We start from the raw sequence: 19,688 nt of genomic DNA, 5'->3' as shown, positions 1-19,688 counted from the left end.
GCGGCAGGGCTGTCAATGAAGGCTGTCAATGAAGCTCGCCAAGCAAGGCTCTGGCGTTGCGCAAGTCGCGTGTGTCAAAACCTTCGGTGAACCAATCGTAGACCGGGGCGAGAAGGTCGTGGGCCGTTTCTCTCTTGCCCTGCTCAGCCAAAAGCCGTGCCAGGCTCATGGCTGCGCGCAATTCCCACGACTTGGCCTGCTGTGCGCGCGCAAGAGTGAGGGATCGCTCGAAATATGCTTTCGCTTTCGCCACGTCGGGCTGCAGCGATTTGAGCGCGATTTCGCCGGCAACGCGATGCGCCTCAGCCTCGCACCACTTTTCCTTGGTGGCTTGCATCGCCGCCATTGCCTTGTCGATGCAGCGCCAGGCATCGTCGAATTGGCCCGAATCCGCATGCGCGATTGCCAGCATGAACTGGTGCTCCGGCGTGAATATGGTCGATCCGGCCGATCGCCATAAATCGATGCCCAACGTGACCGTCTCGACTGCCTCCGTGGCTCGTCCCATGAGGGTGAGGACATAGCCTCGCCGCAACACCCCTTCTGCCTTTCGGAATGGCGCGCGCTTCTCCTCCGCCAGGATGGCAAGTTCCTTGAGATACTCGTTTGCCGCGTCATAATTTCCGCAATAGGTGTTGACAAGAATCGGGAAGTTCAGCGTGAACATCAAAGTAGCGGCATGTTCAATCTGGCGCGCTTCCATCAGCGCGCAGTCTGCATCCCTGAGCGCAGCATCGGGATAGCCGAGCTGCCACAACGCCATTGAACGAAAGCCCAGGCACGTCATCCGGAGGTCCTGGCCGAAGCGCGTCATCAATCGCCGGTGCTCGGCCGGACGGTAAAGCGCCAGCGCCTCGTTGTAGTGCGCCAGAGCCTTGACCTGGTCCCCCATGAACGCGAGCGTACTCCCCATGGTGCGGTGTCCGACCATGAGCGGTACCGTCGTCCCGTCCTTCTCACCGAGAGCAAGAAACCGCGCGGCGAGCTCCCGCGCAGCCTCGCCGTCAAAGCTGATGAAATTGACGAGCCATTGCCCGAACAGCGCCGAAAGCAGCAATGAGGCGTCGTCGGGAGATTCTCCGAGCTGTTCCGCCTGCTCGATCAGCGCTCTCACCTGAGCCACGGCAGCTTTGGTTTCGGGCGCGCTATATCCCTTGACATGCATGAGCGTGTTCACGAGCGCGGTTTGCCAAATGATCTGCTCGCGCCGCAGATCGGGCGTGCTGGGCAAGGTCGCGATCTGCGCCAGGGCGTGGGTAAGTTGTTCTGCGGCTTCGGCCAGTGCCGAGCGCTCCTGTGAGCGTTGTCCCGCCTTGCCCCACAGGAACGCGGACTTTTCGATCAGGTCGGCATTCATGTAATGACGCGCCAGCAACTCGGGCTGGCTTTCGGCGATTTCGGGAAACTCTCTCTCGAGGACTTCGGCGATGCGCGCATGCAGCACGCGCCGTGGCTCGCGCAATAGCGTGCTGTAGGCTGCGTCCTGCACCAGCGCATGCTTGAACAGATAGCTCGCATGCGGAGGAATGCCCTGCCGAAACAGCAAACCCGCGCCTACCAGCCGGTCGAGCGCGCCGGCCAATTCCGCCGGCGGCTTTCGCACCACCGCGGCCAGCAACATGTGGGGGAATTCCCGGCCGATTGCCGCGCCAACCTGCGCTATATCTTTCGCCGAGCCGAGCCGGTCGAGCCGCGACATCAACGAGGCCTGCAGGCTGGCCGGGACCGGCACCACCGACTTTGGCTTTGCTGCGGCGGCCGGCTGCGCTTCGTTCTCGCCCTCCGCATCCAGCACCGCCTTGGTCATTTCCTCCGCGAACAGCGGAACGCCGTCGCTGCGCTCGATGATGTCCTGGCGGATGCCTGTCGGCAGCGACCAGATGCCGACGACTTCCTTGATGAGGGAATCGATGTCGCGCCGCGTCAGCCGATTGAGCGTCAGCGCAGCCACATGCGACCGTCCGATCCAGGGCGGGCTGAATTCCGGCCTGAAAGTGACGAGCATCAAGAGCCGGTGTCTGGCGACCAGATCCACCACCCGGGCAAACAATTCGAGGCTGGTTGGATCGGTCCAATGCGCATCTTCGACAATCATCAGCACCGGACTGATCCGCGCCAGCGCCTCGAGCTGCGAACAGAGAGCTGCCAGCGTTTTCTCACGACGGAGCTGCGGCTCGACTTCGACCGGAGGGTAGCGCCCATCGTTGGGCAACGACAGCAATTCGGCGATCAGGGATGCATCCTCAGGCGGCGTCGAGCTCTGCGCCAGCAGCGCGTCGAGCTTGTCCAGTTTCGATTGCGGGCCGTCATCGTCTTCCAATGCGGCGACGCGCATCAACTGGCTGATGATCGGATGAAGCGCGCTGTCGGTGTGTTGCGGCGAACAGACGTAACGCAGGCGTATGTGCGGCTCGAGCGCAAGTTGCTGCAACAGTCCGAAGGTGAGCCGTGATTTGCCGATCCCCGCTTCGCCGGAAATCAGCACCACCTGACCTTCGCCGGCCTTGGCTCTTGACCAGCGCCGAAGCAGCAACTCGAGTTCTTCTTCCCGCCCCACCAGCGGCGTCAGGGCACCCGCGTGCAGTGCCTCAAAGCGGCTCGCCACCGAGCTGGATCGCAGTGCCGCCCAAACGCGCACATCGCCCTGGATACCCTTGAGGTCTCTTGTCCCGAGATCCTGCAGCTCGAACAGATTTCCAAGCAGCCTCCGGGTGCCGTCAGCAATGACCACCATGTTGGGTGACGCGGCCTGTTGCAGCCGCGCGGCCAGGTTTGGAGTTTCACCGACAATGCCGCGCTCCTGAGCGTTGCCCGACCCGCTGAGATCTCCCACGATCACCACCCCGGTCGCAATCCCGATGCGGATTTGCAGAACGACCGGAGCCTTGAGGGCGGAAATCGCCGAGATCAGCTCCAGCCCGGCCCGTACCGCACGCTCCGGATCATCCTCGTGCGCCTCCGGATAGCCGAAATAGATGAGAGCGCCGTCGCCCATATATTTCGCCACGAAGCCGTCGAAGCGTCGCACGGTCTTCGTGACACATTTCTGGTAGGTTGAAATGATGTCTCGCAAATCCTCCGGATCCATGCGCGTCGAAAGTTCCGTCGAGCCCACGAGGTCGACGAACATCACGGTGACCTGACGGCGCTCCGCCGTGTCGGGCGCCTTCGGTTCCACCGAGGCTACGGCGCGCTCGGGTGCAGCCTGCGTGGGGGCTGGCGGCTCGCTGATGGCTGCAAGGATTTTCCGCCGGTGCCCGAGCGGAATTGCGATGTCCTTCAGGTCGTCGTCCGTCAGGTGGGGCAGAACGGACACGTCAATCGCATGGTCGGCAAAACGCTGCGCGTATTGCCCGAGACCAAGTCGATCAAGCCACTGGGCAATCTCCTGCACGTCGCCTCCAGGCTAAGCTGCTGTCAATCATGGCCTTGCCGGCCGACCTGTGTTCCCGCGCGGCAACGGGACAAAAGGTGTGCGCTCGCCATGCCACTATCGACCGGAACGCCGCACTTGCGAGGCAGCCGGCCCATTCGCCGCGCCTCCGAAAGGAAAATGAACTTTGTATCCGGGCTCGTCAGGGCCCCAGGTTGGATTACCGCAGATTACATCGATTGAGAGTGAAATGCCGCACAGATCAGACGGCCAACGTCATTGCGCCGATTGTTCCGCTGGCGGTCAAAAAGCGGCGTCTTGAGCAGTGGCCGGTCGCTTCCGCCTATCCCGAATCACCGTTTCCCGAGAGGATCTGGGCCGCGCCGCCGATGCCGCGGCGGAAGGCTTCATCAAATGTGACGCCGCGAAGCTGCCATCGGTGCGTCCGGCCATTCCAGTCCATCCGCCACTCCGTCGCCCATCCGAGCTCCGAATCGTCCCACTTTAGCCGTCCGACTAGAACGACTTCGCCACCCCGTTCGGCTGCCACAGATGCCAATGTCGAGGATGCCGTCGTCAAGAGCTCAGCGGCATTGATATTGGCTTTCGCCAATGCCGCGACATCGGGCAGCACGATCATCATGCCCCGCTTCAGGGCGGCGGCGAGAAGCGAGTCACGTTGCAGGTCGGACTGCCTTGCATCCGATGTGGCGAAATATTGTTTTGAGCCCTGCTCCATCTCGACAAAAACGCCAAGGATCGGGCGGCGCGAAAGCCAGGGCCTGACGCCGAGCGAGTTGAGAACATCGTTGATCTTCTTGTCATCGAAATCGACGATCAAATCGTACGGCCGGTCGCGGGTGCCCTGCTCGTCGCGCTTCGGCTTGCCGGACATCTGATCGTGGTAGTTATAGGCGCCGACGAAATCAGCCGCGCGCGATTTGTACGCATCTAGCCGAGGATCGCTCTCGAGTTTGAGGGCTCCGGAAACCTTGACGAGAACGTCCTCGAGACAAGCGGCAAAGCCGATGATGCGATTGGCTTCGCCCTGTCCGGTGACGATTGTCTGCGCGCGATAGAGATTCTCCGCCGCGACTGCAGATGTGCCGGCCCAGTTCGCCAAGACAGCCATCAGCGATGTCTTGATGATGAGGGCGATCACACCTGGACATCGCACGATCATCTCTTAACAGCGCCAAGAGTAAGAGAAGGAGGGTTGACGATGCCGAGCCGCTTGGTGGCCACGCGGCGGCAAGACTCCAGCCAGCACTACATTGTAGTGCTGATCGATCCGCAGGGCTTGAAGGTCTGGATCGAGCGCCCGTGCAAGCACCCTTCGTGTTTCTGGGCGAAGGCAAGCAAGCCCATGATAATCAAAGCCACCAAGACACCTCCGGCCACGAGGTTCTGCATCATGGCTGTCACTCCACGGGGTTGGCAGACTACGCATTAGGTGACCGCTGCCACGGATGATGAACACGCCGGGCGCGGCCGTCAATACGCCACACGACCGACCGAGCCTGGTCGACCGGAGGCTGGAAGGCGGGACATGACCCAAAATTCCCGGCGCTCCGAGCGGCCACTTCCGAGGGGCAGATAGCCGAGGTTCGATGATGCAGCCTTGGAAGCTCACTCACATCGGCTCGATCTCTCCGGGACGCCAACTCTTGTCGAGCCAAGGTTCGACCGGCCCGTAAAGGCGCAGCTGCGTGCTGCAGCCCTTCATGCGAGCCTCAGCGTCCAGCGACGGCAAAGGTCGTTCTGATGCGTGGGTTGGGTGAAATCAAAACCGGTGCCGGGCAGCAACGTTGATCAAGATCAACACAAGTCCGCTGTGGGGCAAGGCGGCGCTCGAGGCGTGTGAGTGAGGCGTTTCGCAAGCGACCCCAGCGGCGATCAAATCCATCACAAACTCTTGTTGGACTAAGGCTGCGACGAAATCGATCTGGAAAGATGAGCGAACCTGTTGGGGTCCGCTCACTCGTTCCGGGTAAACCTCTGCACGGAGAATCGCAATGATGGCCGACAAATCACGACGTGCCGTTCTCGCTTACGCAATGTTGGCCGTGAGGACCATCGCGCTTGGCACTCCCACTGCGCTTGCAGCTAACGCAGTGGATGTCCCTACCAAATATTTGGTTCGTTCGAGCGCGCCCGTGCGCCACGTGGATTGCACCTCTGCCCCGCGAGCCGCTCAACCTGCCAAGGATGCCCATGATCCATTCGCATCCATGTTGTTGGGATGACAAGCCCGTCGAGCTTGGTCGTCACAACATGCTCAACAATTTACCGAGCAGGCTGATTCACACGCTTGGTAACGTTTTCCCATTCTGATGAACGGCGCTTCTGTCTGAGCCTCGATAGCTGATTGAGAGCGAGCCATGTCAAGAAACATTCTCCTTGGGGTCGCATTGGCTGTAGCGTCGTTAGCGCTGGCAAACATCGGATCTGCAGAGGGCGCCCCGCCCGTTCACAAGGAGCCGTGGCCGATTCGCAATGGGCGCAATTACCAGCCAACCGAGCGTGAGCTGAGAGCCTTGCATCAGGAGGATGTCACGCCCAACCAGGCGCGCGAGATCGACCGATTGTATGATCAACTCCTGGCGAGTAGTGAAAAAGTTCGCAAGCGGCATCCCGCACCGAAAGAATGATCGCGCTGTTGCCGAAACCGCGCGAGAGCGGCAAGCAGCGCCGCGGCGCCGCCGAAAAGTTTGAGTGTCGACAGGCGTAGACTCCCTACGCAGTCGGGCTGGCGAGGTCTGCCAGCCCGACTCATTGTCGTTATTGGAACGTGCCAGTAGCGGTATTGGGCATGCAGGGGGGTACAATATAGGGATCCGAGGCAAATGCGCCGACGTCTGGAGCCCGCACACAGTCCATAGCGCCCCTATGGGCCTTGGTCGTGGCGTGCCGCGCCGCGACATCGTTGCGTGCAGCCATGGCCTGCGTTGTGAATACGGCGGCTGCGATGAGCGTGGCCGACACGAAGGTCATTTTTGTCATTGGTTTCTCCATATGATGACAGAAGCCAAGGAAGCGCTCGGCTCCTTATTGTGAAGAGCGGCCGGCCTTCGGAAATATTTCATCACGCGCCCTCAACGAAGCGTGACCTTCTGCGCACGCTGCGCGGCGCGCCGAGCACACTTGACGCTGCCGCATCGAGGCTGAGCATCGGCGCTGGCAGACTGCGATCGCATCACTGCTATCGGTCGCCGTCTCGCTGTTACTGAAGTGGCCCAGCCTTGCCGTGAACCCATGCGATGTCTGCCTCATTGAGGCAGATGGCAAACCGCCAAACGTTTGCGCGATCGGGAAATATCGAGGCTCCGATCTCGGTCTCCCTTTCAGAAACGCACATGCTTCCGTTCAAGATAGCTCGCGATCCAGACAGCACGTTCACCTCACGAAGCGGGATCAATTCGTCTCGTCCCTCGCCGGACTACAATCGATCCATGCAGGAGAAACGAAAATGATTTCATTCAAAGCTCTTGCAGCGGCCGCGCTGCTGTCCGCCACCGCAGCGACGTCGGCATTCGCGCAAGCTCCCGCGCAGGGCGCTGCGAGCAGCAGTGCCCTGTATATGAAAAATCGGCGCGACTCCGGGTATAATCCGAGGAACGACTTCAATCCGGACGGGACCATGAGGGCAGCCATCCAGGAGCCGGGATCATTCTCGTTCTATTATCCCAACCTGGACGTTCTGAATGGAGGGGCGCCAACTCCTGCCGCCAGGATGTCTCCCGGCTGGCCCGCGTTGAAGGGCGCGTGTGCGTCGGCTGGCGGCGGCATCTCTTATTGCGGCCGCCGCTAGAGCACGATCCGGAAAAGTGGAGGCCGGTTTTCCCTCGCGACAAACGCGAAGCGTTTGCGCGGAGATCATGCTCAAACAAAGAGCTAGAGCGGGATGACGATTCGAAGAAAAGTCATCGCGCTCTAGGGTTCTCGTGATTTTGCGCCCGACGCATTCCCGCGTTGTCATGCTCGCCGCCATCACCGGCCGTGACTCGATCGTGCGGCACGGCGGGTGTTTTCCAGGGAGCCTCGGGCGCCGTCGCGAGGGCGTTTCTTCGGTTGCCGGTCGCAGCTCACTCGTGGTGATATCGGTTCATGAGCCCATCTGTACGACCGCCCGCCACCAACGGCCTGTGCATCCGGACGATGCGGCCGGACGAAATCTCCATCGCCGTGGACTGGGCGGCGGCCGAAGGCTGGAATCCGGGCCTCGCCGACGCCACCTGCTTCGCCGCGGCCGATCCGGAAGGCTTCTTCATCGGCGAGCTCGACGGCGCTCCGATCGCGACGATCTCCTGCGTCAATTACGACGAGAGTTTTGCCTTCCTCGGCTTCTATATCGTGCGGAAGGATCTCCGCGGCCGTGGCTATGGTCTGCGCATATGGAACGCGGCCATCGCGCACGCCGGCCGACGTGTGATCGGGCTCGACGGCGTAGTGGCGCAGCAGGAGAACTACAGGAAGTCCGGGTTCGAATTCGCGTACGCCAACGTCCGTTATGGCGGCACCGTCGCGGCTCCGGATGCGCTGCAGGCTAATGTCGTCACGCTCGCCGACGTCCCATTGGCGGCCGTAGAGGCGTATGACGCGACGGTGTTTCCGGCCCCGCGCACGGCGTTCCTGCGCGCCTGGATCAACTCGCCCGGGCATGTCGGCTGCGCGCTGGTCCGCGACGGTGGGCTCGCCGGCTGGGGCGTGATCCGTCCGTGCCGGAGGGGCTGCAAGATTGGCCCGTTGGTGGCCGACGACCGCGCCAGTGCCGAGGCGGTTCTGTCGGCGTTGCTGGCTCGCGTGGGTGGCGGCGAGATATTTCTCGACGTTCCCAGCATCAACCGCGACGCGGTCGCGTTGGCGCAAGATCTGGGTCTTGCGCCGGTGTTCGAGACCGCGCGCATGTATACCGGCGCAGTGCCGCCGTTGCGATTGGAGCGCGTATTCGGCGTCACCACCTTTGAGCTGGGATAGCGCAAACCCCGCTGCCTCACATAGGCGCGATGGACAAGGCTCAAGGCTTTGGGCGTGGTCAGTCGTAGGCTGCTCTGGCATCGGCCGGGCGTTTGCGATAGGTCCTTATGTCGTCGGGCCGGACGCGGAAGCGGTGCCCAATCGAGTTGCAATCCGAAGGAGTGATGACATCATGAAACGCCGTACGTTTCTCAAAGGCGGCGCCGTGACCGGCGCGGCGACGCTGGTTGCGGCACCGGCGATCGCGCAGTCGATGCCCGAGATCAAGTGGCGTTTGACGTCGAGCTTTCCGAAGTCGCTTGATACCATCTACGGCACGGCGCAGACCTTTGCGAAATATGTCGCGGAGGCCACCGACAACAAGTTTCAGATCCAGACGTTTGCGGCAGGCGAGATCGTGCCCGGCCTGCAGGCGCTTGATGCCGTGAGCGTCGCGTCCGTCGAGATCGCGCAGACGCCGCTCTATTTCTACATCGGCAAGGAGCCGGCGCTTGCTTACGCGACGGGCGCGCCTTTTGGCATGAACCATCGCCATCAACATTCCTGGTGGACGTTCGGCGGAGGTGCCGAACTCTGCGACGAAGCGCTGAGGCCTTTCAAGGTGCATGCCATTCTGTGCGGCAACTCCGGCACGCAAATGGGCGGCTGGTTTCGCAAGGAGATCAAGACGGTCGATGATCTCAACAGCCTCAAGTTCCGGATCGCGGGCATGGGCGGTCATGTGCTCGCAAGGCTCGGCGTCGTGCCGCAGCAACTGGCGGGGGGCGATGTGTATTCAGCGCTCGAAAAGGGATCGATCGACGCCGCGGAGTTCGTCGGACCCTATGATGATGAGAAGCTCGGCTTCTACAAGGTGGCGAAGTACTATTACTTCCCCGGCTGGTGGGAAGGCGGAGCCATGCTGCACATGATCGTCAACGACGAGAAGTGGAATGCGCTTCCCAAGCAATACCAGTCGATCCTCACCCAGGCCGGCTCGGCGGCAGGCGCCTGGATGCTCGAGAAATACGACAGCGTGAACCCTGCGGCCCTCAAACGGCTTGTCGCTGGTGGGGCGGAGCTGCGCGCGTTCCCGCAACCGGTCATGGAGGCGAGCTACAAAGCCACCCAGGATCATCTGAACGAGCTTGCCGAGAAGAGCCCGCTCTTCAAGAAAACAAAAGAGAGCCACGACGCGTATATGAAGGACGTGCTCTTCTACACGCAGATCGCGGAAAACTACTACGACAACTATCTGCTGAGCAAAATGCGCAAGGGCTGATTTCGCTCGATCGCGCCAAGAACAGCTTCGGTTCTGATTCAGTCAGAACCGAAGCTCTAGATTCTTGTTTTGACGCGTTTTCTTCACGCGAACCGGTGTCCACTTCGCTCGAAAACGCTCTAGGCCGGCTTCGGCTTGCGCGAGGCGACGAACACGCCTGACAGCACCAGCGCAAAGCCGATGAAGTGGAACAGTTGCGGATGCTCGCCAAGGAAGATGATCGAGAGCATAGTGCCGAACACCGGCACCACATGGAAGAACGGCGCCGTGCGGTTGGCGCCGATCAACTGGACGCCGCGGTTGAAGCAGAGATAGGCCAGCGTCGAGGGAAACACCGCGACATAGATCAGTGAGAGCACATTGCCGACGTTAAGCTGCATCACCGGTCGCGCCAGCAATTCCCAGATCAGGAGCGGTATCAGGCATGCCGCGCCGCAGCCGAAGGTGAAGGCGACGAATGACAGGCCATGGATCTCCGGCCGCTTCAGCGACAGCACCGAATAGATCCCGAACATCGTGAGACCGGCGAGGAAGATCAGGTCGCCCTTGTTGAACTCGACCTTCGACAGCGCGGTGAGGTCGCCGTGCAGGATGATCACCAGCACGCCCGCAAGGGACAGCAGGACGCCGAAGGCCTGCGCCACCGTCAGCCGCACGCCGAGCAGGACCAGCGACCACACCGCGATGATCAGCGGCGCCGCCGATTGCAACAGCAGCGTGTTCAGCGCCTGGGTATATTCGAGCGCCCAGTACTGCATGGTGTTGAAGACGCCGATTCCCGTCAGCGAGAGCAATACCATCAGGCCGAGACGGCCGCGGATCGCGGGCCAGTCCCGCTTCAGGTGCGGCCAGGCCCAGGGGAGGATCAACAGGAACGCCAGCGACCAGCGCAGGAAGGAGAGCGTCACCGGCGCAATATGGCCGGCGGCGAGCCGGCCGACGATGGCGTTGCCGGCCCAGAACAGCGCGGTCAAGCTGAGCAGGAGGTAGGGCTGGTTGGCCAGCCAGTTGCCGGAGCCGGCAGGGGAGGTGGTCTCGGAAGCAGACATGCGTCGGGCCCGGTTCATGGCGCCGCGGCCCGCCCGGCTGGTTCACGCGCCGGGCCGGAATGTGAGAGGACCCGGCCGAGGCCACAGACACGGATTTTGCGGCGGCGGCAATGGCGCTGGCTGCATCGCGACCATGCGCGGGCTCTATCACCGGCAAGCCTGCCGGCCAATCTCGGCGACTGCTTGGCGGGGCGCCGGCGCGCCGAGGGATAGCGTCAGCCGGCCTCGCCGGGAGGACCGGCCTGGCGCTTGACGATCTGTGCGGTGAGGTCGATCAGGATCCGTTTCGTATCGGCGTCGTGCAATTCGCGAAACAACCGGAGCAGGCGCAACTCGAGCAGCGACTGCAACGATGCCGAGCCCGGCGCAGGCAACCGCCGTGCCCGGGCGGCGGCGCTGGTGGCGCGGCCGTTGAAGAGATCGACGGAGACGCCGAGCGCACTCGCCACCTGGCGCAGGCGCTCGATATCAACCGCATCCCGGCCGTTTGTGCGCTCCGACCGTTGTGGGGGCGGGGGCGTTGCTCCCAGCACTTCCGCAAGGTCGGACAGCGACAGTCCGATCTCGCGCCACTTGGCCTGCACCAATTGATCGATGTACCCGTCGGTCGATTTGCTCATTGGGTTGCTCAGCCGATCTTGGAGCGTGTTTCGTTCACGAAGCCTGCGAACAGATTTACCAGTGGCTCCCCCTTGTAGGTTTTCTGCAGATCGTTGGGATGCACGAACTCGTCGCGGAACCACGGATACTTCCGGCCGTCGAAGGCCTGGATGGTCCAGTCGATCAACTGCTTGACGCGCGGAATCCGCTTGGCGTCGGGATGATAGGCAAGCCAGATGTCGAGCGAGAAGTTGATGCCGATGTCGAGCGGGATCAAAGGCCCCGCCACCGCCGGCACATAGGTCGGCAGCCAGCCGATGCCGGCGCCTTTGGCGACCGCCCAGACATGGGCGCTGCTGACATTGTTGCGCATGGCGACGAAGCCGACCTGCTCGCGGCCGGCATATTGCTCGTACATCTGCTGCGCGCGGGTCTGGTCGGCGTCTTGCAGCACGATGCGGTGGTTCTGCCTTATGTCGTCCTGGTCCTTCGGCATGCCGTAGATCTCGACATAGGACGGGCTGACGAACGGCATGACGTGAAGACGGCCGATCTTGACGCGCTTCAGATCGGGCTTGTCCGGCTCTTCGAGCTGCACCGCGACGTCGGCCTCGAGGCGGAGCACGTCGGCGGAGCGCATCTCGCATTTGAGATCGACGAGCAGCCCCGGATAGACGCGCTGGAATTCGATCAGCCGCGGCGCGACCCAGAAAGTGCCGAGACCTTCAGTGATGGCAAAGCGCACCTCGCCCGAGAGCGCTGGCGTGGTCTGGCTCAGCGCGCGGTCGAGGCCGAAAGCGGCCTCCTCCATCCGCCGCGCCGCCTCCAGCACCTTCTCGCCTTCGGGCGTCAGCCGCACGCCGTCGACATGGCGGGTGATCAATGTCGTTTTATAGGCACTCTCTAGTTGCAGGATCTGCTTCCGCAGGAAGTTGGCCGAAGCGTTCAGCTCAAGGGCTGCAGCGCGGAAGCTGCCGATCCGTGCCACCTCAAGGAAGATCCGCACCGAATCCCACTGGGCGATGCGGCCCGGAGGGTGTGCACGGTGGTGAACACCCCTGCGCTCAGGTGAGTGCATACAAATCGCCTCGTTTGTCGCCTTTTAGCTTAACGGGAACAACCCTCTATTCTTGGCAGAAACGCGGCAAATTCACAACCGCGAGAGATGATCGATGACTGCTCTGGACCTCGATTTTATTCGCAAAGCCGCCACCAGGCGCCAGGGGGCGGGTCCCGCCCGTTCGCTCGACAAGATGACCATGCTGCAATTGGCGAAACGCACGGTGATTTTCACCGTCGATGCCGCCGGGATCGCGGCGCTGATGGATGCGGCGAGGGAAGATATTCCGGGACTGACCACCAACCGCATCGTTCAGACCGTCGCCAACCATAATCCGGATGCGTTCTGGGCGATCGCGCGGCGAGATCAGTTCGACATTGCCGCGCCGAAGGGCGAAGGTTTCCTCGCGGTGCTGCCATTGACGCATGAAGGCACGCGCCGCCTGATCGACGGACGGCTCGATACCAAGAATCCGGATCTCGCCTTCGTCACGCGGCAGTCGGAGCGCCCGGCGGGCATCTATGTCTGGTGCATCCACGCCAAGGGGCCGACGGTCGCCGCGATCCCGCTGGTGCTGCAGAAATTCTCGAGCCCGCTCTACCAGGGCGTCAACATCTATTCGCGCCCGATCACCAAGGAAGGGCTGCGCGTGCTCGAGCCGCTCGGGTTCACCCCGGGCGCCCGCTATGATGGATTGTTCGCGCCGCATCTGCAGATGCTCGATCGCTCGCACGAGATGCCGCCGCCGAAGCCGGTGCCGCCGGATCCGATCTCGGTGCGGGTGGTGCGCTCGATGGACGAGATGGCGCGCGTGATGGCGATCCGCAGCGCCGTCTACATGGGCGAGCAGCATTGTCCGTTCGAGGAGGAATTCGACGGCAATGATTTCTCCGCGACGCATCTGATCTGCCATCAGGGCCGCGAGCCGGTCGGCTGCCTGCGGATCCGCTACTTCGCCGATTTCGCCAAGCTGGAGCGGCTGGCCGTGCGCAGCGAAAGCCGCAGCGGCGGCATTGCGGGGCGCATCGTCGATGCCGCGATCGAGCTCTGCCGCAAGAAGGGTTACAACGTCCTCTATGCGCATGCGCAGAAGCGATTGCTCGGCTTCTGGGAGCAGCGCGGCTTCGAGCGCATGTCTGGCTCGCGCGAATTCGTGTTCTCCGATTTCGATTATGTCGAGGTCAAGCTTCAGGCCGAGCGGCATCCGCAGCGCATCACCCTTGGCGAGGATCCTTACGTCCTGATCCGTCCCGAGGGACAGTGGGACGTTCCTGGCATCCTGGAAATGTCCGCCGGCCGCGGCGCGGCCGCGCAGCCGGCCACGATGTGACCGCCATGGCCCCGGTGATCGACCTCAAACCCTATGTTGGCGCTTCCAGCAGCCGTCTGTTGGTCATGGTCGACCTGCAGGAGGAGGCTTATTTCCGCGGGGCGGCGGGTTGCGCTGACGATATCGAGCGTTCGCTGGAAAGCTGCAGGGCCGCGATCCAGCACGCCCGCAATGCCGGGATGCCGATCGCTTTCACGCGGCGGGCTGAAGGCTTGGATCTCGTCGACAGGAAGGCGCAGTCGCCCTGGATCATGGGCCTGGAGCCGAAGCGCGCGGACATGGTGTTCGAGCGCAGGCAGCCTTCCTGCTACGCCAATCCGCTGTTCGAGGACGTCGTCTCGCGGATCGGCAGCTTTGCGATCGGCGGTCTGGCCGCGGAAGAGGTCTGCCTTGCCACCGCCATCGACGCATCACATCGCGGCCATCGCGTCACCTTCCTGACCGATGCCGCCGCGAGCCGGCAGCGGCGCGATGCCGATCCTGGTTCAGTGCACCTTGTCGCGACGAAGGCGATCGAATTGTTCGCCGACGTCGCCACCACCGCCCACTGGCTGGTCGCGACTGCGCAGCGGCCTCTGAGAGGGCATCGCTATGGATGAATTGAGGGCCCGTCGCTTGCGTAACGTGATTCCGGTACTGACCGAACAGCGTAACATTCTGGTTTCCGGCGGGCTGTCCTTTGCGGGCCACCTTGTCGATCTCGCGATCATGCAGCTCCAGCTCTCGCTGCATGAGATTTCCGAAGACGAACTGTCCGAATTCTCAGACGCGGTCAGCCTCAATCTCGCCAGCGGCGACGTCCAGGATTGATCGGGAGGCAGGGATGCCCCGCAGATGGATCGTGCTTGCCGTGCTGTTCGCGGCGCGCGCGGCGACCGGGTTTCAGTTCCAGTCGGTCGGATCCACGACCAACGTCCTGATGCACGATCTGGCGCTCAGCTACGTCCAGCTCGGCATGCTGCTCGGCGCTTATCTGTTGCCCGGTATAGTCGTCGCCTTTCCGGCCGGCTTGATCGGCCAGCGGGTGCGCGAGACGACGCTCGGGCTCGGCGGGCTGGCGCTGATGGTGGTGTCGGGCGTCGCTCTGTCCCATTGCGACAGCTTTGCCGCCGCGCTGGTCGCGCGCGTGATCGGTGGCGTCGGCGCCACCATCGTGATCCTGGTCGCCACCAAGATGACAACCGACTGGTTTGCCGGCCGCGAGATCGTGCTGGCGATGTCGCTGTTGCAGATGAGCTGGCCGTTCGGTGCGATGGTCGCGCTGCCGGCCCAGACTTATCTGGCACAATCGCTGGGGTGGCCGGCGGTGATGGCGTCGAGCGCGATGTTGGCCCTGATCGTGCTCGGCGCCTTCGCATTGCTGCCACGGAGTCCCGTTCAGGCCGAGACTGCGGCGGCCGCGCGCACCGGCCTGCCGGTCAGGATCCTGGTCCCGGTCCTGGTCGCGGGCGTCATCTGGGGCGCGATGAATCTCGCCTGCGTGCTGTTCTTCAGCTATGCGCCGCCATTGATGGTGGCGCAGGGATCGAGCCCGACGGGCGCGGCCTCGCTGGTCAGCCTCGCGATCTGGTTCACCATCGTGGCCATTCCCGTCGGCGGCTATCTGGTGGAGCGGTCGGGGCGGCCGGTCGCAGCGATCATTGCTTGCGGGCTTGTAGCGGCCCTGGCGCTGGCGCTGTTCGTCGCAAACATCCATCCAGCGATCGCCTGCCTCGTCTTCGGCGTCGCCATCGGTCCATTGTCCGGCGCGATCCTGTCACTGCCGACGCGCGTACTCGAGCCGCGCGACCGCTCGCTTGGCTTCGGCCTGTTCTTCACCTGTTTCTATCTCCTGATGGCGATCGGGCCCTCCGCCGCCGGCCGGCTGCAGGATTCCTTCGGCAACCCAGCGGCCGCGCTGATCGCGGGCGCCGCGCTGCTGGCCGCGATGGCGCCGCTGTCGCTGCTGTTCTCGCTGCTCTCGAAGCGCGGTGAGGTGCTGACGCTCAAGCCCGCGACGGCCTAGTACGCGATGCTATTTGGTTAAACCGGCCTCGCCGCAAGTTCACCTCTCCCATAGGGAGAGGTCGCGCCGAAGGCGCGGGTGAGGGGTTGCGGTCCCTCGATACAGCAAATCCCCTCACCCGGCGTTACACGCCGACCTCTCCCTACGGGAGAGGTGAAGAGACGCGGCGCACATCGCGGACACAATTCGACCTCATCTCATCAAGCTATAGCCCTACGCCACGAGTGGCCGCACGATCGCAGCCGTCGCCTTCACGGCATCACCGGGCGCCAGCTCGATCTGCAAACCACGCTGGCCGCCGTTGACGAACACGCTTTCCTCGGTGAGCGCCGCCTGCTCGATCGCGATTGGCACGCGCTTCTTCTGCCCGAACGGGCTGATACCGCCGACATGGTACCCGGTCAGCCGCTCGGCATCGGCCGGCCGCATCATCTTCGCGGTCTTGCCGCCGAAGGCGCTCGCGAGCTTCTTCATGCTGACCTCGCAGTCCGACGGCACCACGGCGCAGACCGGCTTGCCGTCGACCTCCGCCATCAGCGTCTTCAGCATCCGTTTGGGCGCCACCTCCAGCGCCTCGGCGGCCTGCAGGCCGATGCTGTCGGCGTTAGGATCATAGTCATAAGCGTGCACGGTGAATGTCACGCCGAGCTTTGCCAGTGTCTCGGTGGCGCGGGTACTCTTGGACATCTGGCTGGCTGTTCCCTTAAACCTTGTCCATGATCGAGGCCTGCCTTGCGGCGGCCACAAATTTTCGGGGGATATCAAAGGCTTGGAGATTGTCCAATTGGCGCAAAAACTACCCTTCTTGCTTGCTTAAGCGTAGCGCTTCCTTTATCGGGGTTAGCGTCCCGCGTGCGAACGGCTAACGCCGTGATTTCGGCTGGGCAGCTTAAACCATGATCCGGAAAGTTCGGCACCGCTTTTCCGCGTCGATCATGATCGAACCTTGAAGTGTTGCAGGGAACGCTTGCGAAATGGCCAATGTTGTCGTGGTCGGCGCCCAATGGGGTGACGAAGGGAAGGGCAAGATCGTCGACTGGTTGTCGGAGCAGGCCGACATCGTCGTGCGCTTCCAGGGCGGCCACAATGCCGGTCATACCCTTGTCATCAATGGCGAGACCTACAAGCTCGCGCTGCTGCCGTCGGGCGTGCTGCGGCCGTCGAAGCTGGCCGTGATCGGCAATGGCGTCGTGTTCGATCCGCAGGCCTTCCTCGACGAGGTCGAGCGGCTGAAGGGGCAGGGCGTCGCGGTCAGCCCGGACAATCTGCGCATCGCCGAGAACGTCACGCTGATCCTGCCGCTGCACCGCGATCTCGATGCGCTGCGCGAATCATCCAATGCGGTGACCGCGATCGGCACCACTCGCCGCGGCATCGGCCCGGCCTATGAGGACAAGGTCGGCCGCCGCGCCATTCGACTGATGGACCTCGCCGATCTCGACACCTTGCCGCACAAGATCGACCGCCTGCTGGCGCACCACAATGCGCTGCGCCGCGGCCTCAATCTCGAGGAGGTCGACGGCAAGGGCATCCTGCGCGAGCTGACGGCGCTGGCGCCGAAAATCCTGCCCTACGCCGAAACGGTCTGGCGGCTGCTCGACATCAAGCGCCGCGAGGGCAAGCGCATCCTGTTCGAGGGCGCGCAAGGTGCGCTGCTGGACGTCGACCACGGCACCTATCCCTACGTCACCTCCTCCAACACGGTGGCGGCGCAGGCGGCAACCGGCGCCGGCCTCGGCCCCGGCGCAGTCGGTTATGTCCTGGGGATCTGCAAGGCCTACACCACCCGTGTCGGCCAGGGTCCGTTCCCGACCGAGCTGACGAACGAGATCGGCGAGGAAATCGGCCGCCGCGGCAAGGAATTCGGCGTCAACACCGGCCGCAAGCGCCGCACCGGCTGGTTCGATGCGGTGCTGGTGCGGCAGACGGTGCGCACCTGCGGCATCACGGGGCTGGCGCTGACAAAGCTCGATATTCTTGATGGATTCGATACCATACAGGTCTGCACCGGCTATAAGCTCGACGGCAAGGAAATCGACCATCTGCCGGCGGGCGAGGGTGCACAGGCCCGCGTGGTGCCGATCTATGAGACCATCGAGGGTTGGAAGCAGCCGACGGCGAACGCCCGGTCCTGGGCCGACCTGCCGGCACAGGCCATCAAATATGTCCGCCGGGTGGAAGAATTGGTCGGCTGCCCGATCGCGCTTCTTTCCACCAGCCCGGAACGCGAGGATACTATTCTGGTACAAAATCCGTTCGAAGCTTAACGGGATATTACCTATATCCCACCAATTTGACTGGAAATGGCTGATTACTACCCGCTGATTGCCCGCGCCATCGCCGGATTGGACCCCAATGCTCCCGGTGAGAGCCGCCGCGCGCTTTATGAGCGCGCGCGGGCTGCGCTGATCCAGCAGCTCCGCAGCGTGCAGCCGCCGCTTTCCGAGTCCGAGATCACCCGCGAGCGCCTGTCGCTCGAAGAGGCCGTGCGCAAGGTCGAATCGGAGGCCGCCCAGCGCGCCCGCGAGACCACCCGTCCTGCCACCGGTTCCCGCAGCGGCGATGCCTTCCGCCGCGCCACTGCCACCGCCGCCACGACCCGCCCGCCGGAAGGCGCTCCGGTTGCAGCAACCACCCCGCCGCGCCCGCGCACTCCACCGCCGCCGCGTCCGCCCGGTGGCGAGGATCGTCCGCCGCGCAATCTCCGTGGCGAGGCGCCGCCGGTCACCCCGCGCCCGCCCGCGCCACCAACGCCCGATCCGCAGCAGCGACCCCCCGGTGCGCGCCGCGGGCCGGATAACAACGGTGCCGCGAACAATGGCGCGCCGCCGGCGCCGCAGCCGCCGGCTCTGCGTGGTTTCCGCGATCTCGCCGCCGACGCCGACGATCTCGGCCGCGCCGCCGCGCAGGCGAACCGCAATGCGCGCAAGACCTACGCCAACGTGCCGTCGCCCTCGCCGGAGTTCGACCGGCTCGAGCCGAACATGGAGAATCGCGGCGCCGATCCGGACGCGCCCTATTCCTATGACGAGTCGAGCGAGGAGGCCGAGCGCTACGGGCCGCAGGGATCGCAGCCGCGGTCGCGGATCGGCAATGGCGGTGATCGCGACGCCAAGAAGGGCGCGCGGCTCGGCTCGGCATTCCCGTTCAAGAGCGCGATTGCGGTCGGCATCATTCTGATTCTGGTCGGCGCCGGCATCCTCTGGGGCAAGCAGGCGGTCACGGTGGTGAGCGGCCTGCTCAAGTCGTCCCCCTCCGTGGAGGCGCCGAAGGATGTCGCGACGCCCGCGACCAAGCCGAAGATTCCGGACCGCGTCGGCCAGCCGTCGTCCAGCGAGCCGGTTGCACCGGTGGCGCAGCGCGTCGTGCTCTATGACGAGGACCCCAGCGATCCCAAGGGCAAGCAATATGTGGGCTCGGTGATCTGGCGCACCGAACCGATCAAGGCTTCGGGCAACGCGGCACCCGACATCGCCGTGCGCGCCGACATCGAGATCCCCGACCGCAAGTTCAAGATGACGATGTCGTTCCGCCGCAACACCGACTCGTCCTTGCCCGCGAGCCACACCGCCGAGCTCACTTTCATCCTGCCGCAGGATTTCCCGAACGGCGGCGTCGGCAATGTGCCGGGCATCCTGATGAAGTCCAACGAGCAGGCCCGCGGCACCCCGCTCGCAGGCCTGGCGGTGAAGGTCACCGACGGCTTCTTCCTGGTCGGCCTCTCCAACGTCGATGCCGACCGCTCGCGCAACCTGCAGCTCCTCAAGGAGCGCTCCTGGTTCGACGTGCCGCTCGTCTACTCCAACCAGCGCCGCGCCATCATCGCGATCGAGAAGGGCGCGCCGGGCGAGCGCGCGTTCAACGACGCGTTTGCGGCGTGGGGGGAGTGAGGGGAGTTCTCTTCGCGTCGGATAATGTCGCCGGTCGTCCAGGTCTCGTCGATGAACACCAGACGAGACCGGAGCGATCCGCTCCCGATATTTGATCTATTGCGGCCGCCGACGCGCAACATCTGGACAGTCCTGCTCGGCGG

17 protein-coding genes are annotated in these 19,688 nt (G+C 63.5%); 10 read left to right on the top strand and 7 right to left on the bottom strand.

What is annotated here, in order from left to right; all coding sequences use genetic code 11:
* Positions 1-25: 25 nt before the first annotated feature.
* The 3 genes from AC5ZG1_RS31155 to AC5ZG1_RS31145 form a co-directional block, all read right to left on the bottom strand.
* Positions 26-3,394: an adenylate/guanylate cyclase domain-containing protein gene (locus tag AC5ZG1_RS31155; protein WP_496135089.1), complete on the bottom strand. Its 3,369-nt coding sequence runs from the start codon at positions 3,392-3,394 to the stop codon at positions 26-28.
* Between the two features lie 322 nt (positions 3,395-3,716).
* Entirely contained in the window at positions 3,717-4,550 is an 834-nt protein-coding gene (locus AC5ZG1_RS31150) for a DUF2066 domain-containing protein (RefSeq protein WP_456643875.1), read from the bottom strand.
* Positions 4,551-4,642: 92 nt separating this feature from the next.
* On the bottom strand, positions 4,643-4,789 hold the full coding sequence (locus AC5ZG1_RS31145; protein WP_155255165.1) for a hypothetical protein: 147 nt from the start codon (positions 4,787-4,789) through the stop codon (positions 4,643-4,645).
* Between the two features lie 965 nt (positions 4,790-5,754).
* Here AC5ZG1_RS31145 and AC5ZG1_RS31140 point away from each other — a divergent pair.
* The 4 genes from AC5ZG1_RS31140 (at position 5,755) to AC5ZG1_RS31125 (ending at position 9,611) form a co-directional block, all read left to right on the top strand.
* Positions 5,755-6,024, top strand: a complete 270-nt coding sequence (locus AC5ZG1_RS31140; RefSeq protein WP_496135088.1) for a hypothetical protein — start codon at positions 5,755-5,757, stop codon at positions 6,022-6,024.
* Positions 6,025-6,842: 818 nt separating this feature from the next.
* Entirely contained in the window at positions 6,843-7,184 is a 342-nt protein-coding gene (locus AC5ZG1_RS31135; protein WP_496135087.1) for a hypothetical protein, read from the top strand.
* A 296-nt stretch (positions 7,185-7,480) separates the two neighbouring features.
* Positions 7,481-8,350 carry a GNAT family N-acetyltransferase gene (locus AC5ZG1_RS31130; protein ID WP_496135086.1) on the top strand — a complete coding sequence of 290 codons (870 nt, stop codon included), beginning with the start codon at positions 7,481-7,483 and terminating at the stop codon, positions 8,348-8,350.
* 172 nt (positions 8,351-8,522) lie between these two features.
* Positions 8,523-9,611, top strand: a complete 1,089-nt coding sequence (locus AC5ZG1_RS31125; RefSeq protein WP_496135085.1) for a TRAP transporter substrate-binding protein — start codon at positions 8,523-8,525, stop codon at positions 9,609-9,611.
* A gap of 119 nt (positions 9,612-9,730) precedes the next feature.
* Here the strand turns inward: AC5ZG1_RS31125 and AC5ZG1_RS31120 are convergent, their stop codons facing one another.
* The 3 genes from AC5ZG1_RS31120 to AC5ZG1_RS31110 all read right to left on the bottom strand — a co-directional run bounded on the left by AC5ZG1_RS31120 (position 9,731) and on the right by AC5ZG1_RS31110 (position 12,338).
* Positions 9,731-10,660 carry a DMT family transporter gene (locus AC5ZG1_RS31120; protein ID WP_496135084.1) on the bottom strand — a complete coding sequence of 310 codons (930 nt, stop codon included), beginning with the start codon at positions 10,658-10,660 and terminating at the stop codon, positions 9,731-9,733.
* Positions 10,661-10,875: 215 nt separating this feature from the next.
* A complete protein-coding gene (locus AC5ZG1_RS31115; RefSeq protein WP_130227391.1) occupies positions 10,876-11,280 on the bottom strand; it encodes a helix-turn-helix domain-containing protein in 405 nt (134 codons plus the stop codon).
* Positions 11,281-11,288: 8 nt separating this feature from the next.
* Positions 11,289-12,338 carry a LysR family transcriptional regulator gene (locus AC5ZG1_RS31110; RefSeq protein WP_028163817.1) on the bottom strand — a complete coding sequence of 350 codons (1,050 nt, stop codon included), beginning with the start codon at positions 12,336-12,338 and terminating at the stop codon, positions 11,289-11,291.
* Positions 12,339-12,432: 94 nt separating this feature from the next.
* Between AC5ZG1_RS31110 and AC5ZG1_RS31105 the strand changes: the two genes are divergently transcribed.
* The 4 genes from AC5ZG1_RS31105 to AC5ZG1_RS31090 are packed head-to-tail and all read left to right on the top strand — an operon-like array spanning position 12,433 to position 15,655.
* A complete protein-coding gene (locus AC5ZG1_RS31105; RefSeq protein WP_245287274.1) occupies positions 12,433-13,650 on the top strand; it encodes a GNAT family N-acetyltransferase in 1,218 nt (405 codons plus the stop codon).
* A 5-nt stretch (positions 13,651-13,655) separates the two neighbouring features.
* Positions 13,656-14,249 carry a cysteine hydrolase family protein gene (locus AC5ZG1_RS31100; protein WP_051396697.1) on the top strand — a complete coding sequence of 198 codons (594 nt, stop codon included), beginning with the start codon at positions 13,656-13,658 and terminating at the stop codon, positions 14,247-14,249.
* Between the two features lie 16 nt (positions 14,250-14,265).
* A complete protein-coding gene (locus AC5ZG1_RS31095) occupies positions 14,266-14,460 on the top strand; it encodes a hypothetical protein (protein ID WP_496135083.1) in 195 nt (64 codons plus the stop codon).
* Positions 14,461-14,473: 13 nt separating this feature from the next.
* On the top strand, positions 14,474-15,655 hold the full coding sequence (locus tag AC5ZG1_RS31090) for an MFS transporter (protein ID WP_496135082.1): 1,182 nt from the start codon (positions 14,474-14,476) through the stop codon (positions 15,653-15,655).
* 213 nt (positions 15,656-15,868) lie between these two features.
* On the opposite strand, the gene ybaK is transcribed toward AC5ZG1_RS31090, so the two are convergent.
* Positions 15,869-16,342, bottom strand: a complete 474-nt coding sequence (gene ybaK, locus AC5ZG1_RS31085; protein ID WP_456643870.1) for a Cys-tRNA(Pro) deacylase — start codon at positions 16,340-16,342, stop codon at positions 15,869-15,871.
* Between the two features lie 287 nt (positions 16,343-16,629).
* Here ybaK and AC5ZG1_RS31080 point away from each other — a divergent pair, with 287 nt between their 5' ends.
* Together AC5ZG1_RS31080 and AC5ZG1_RS31075 are read left to right on the top strand one after the other, a co-directional pair.
* On the top strand, positions 16,630-17,922 hold the full coding sequence (locus tag AC5ZG1_RS31080) for an adenylosuccinate synthase (protein WP_496135081.1): 1,293 nt from the start codon (positions 16,630-16,632) through the stop codon (positions 17,920-17,922).
* Between the two features lie 36 nt (positions 17,923-17,958).
* Complete coding sequence (locus AC5ZG1_RS31075) at positions 17,959-19,545, top strand: hypothetical protein (RefSeq protein ID WP_496135080.1); 1,587 nt, start codon at positions 17,959-17,961, stop codon at positions 19,543-19,545.
* Positions 19,546-19,688 lie beyond the last annotated feature (143 nt).

The organism is Bradyrhizobium sp. Leo78, assembly GCF_059512425.1.
Note: the sequence above shows the minus strand (reverse complement) of the source record. Positions and strands in the feature narration are given on the sequence as shown.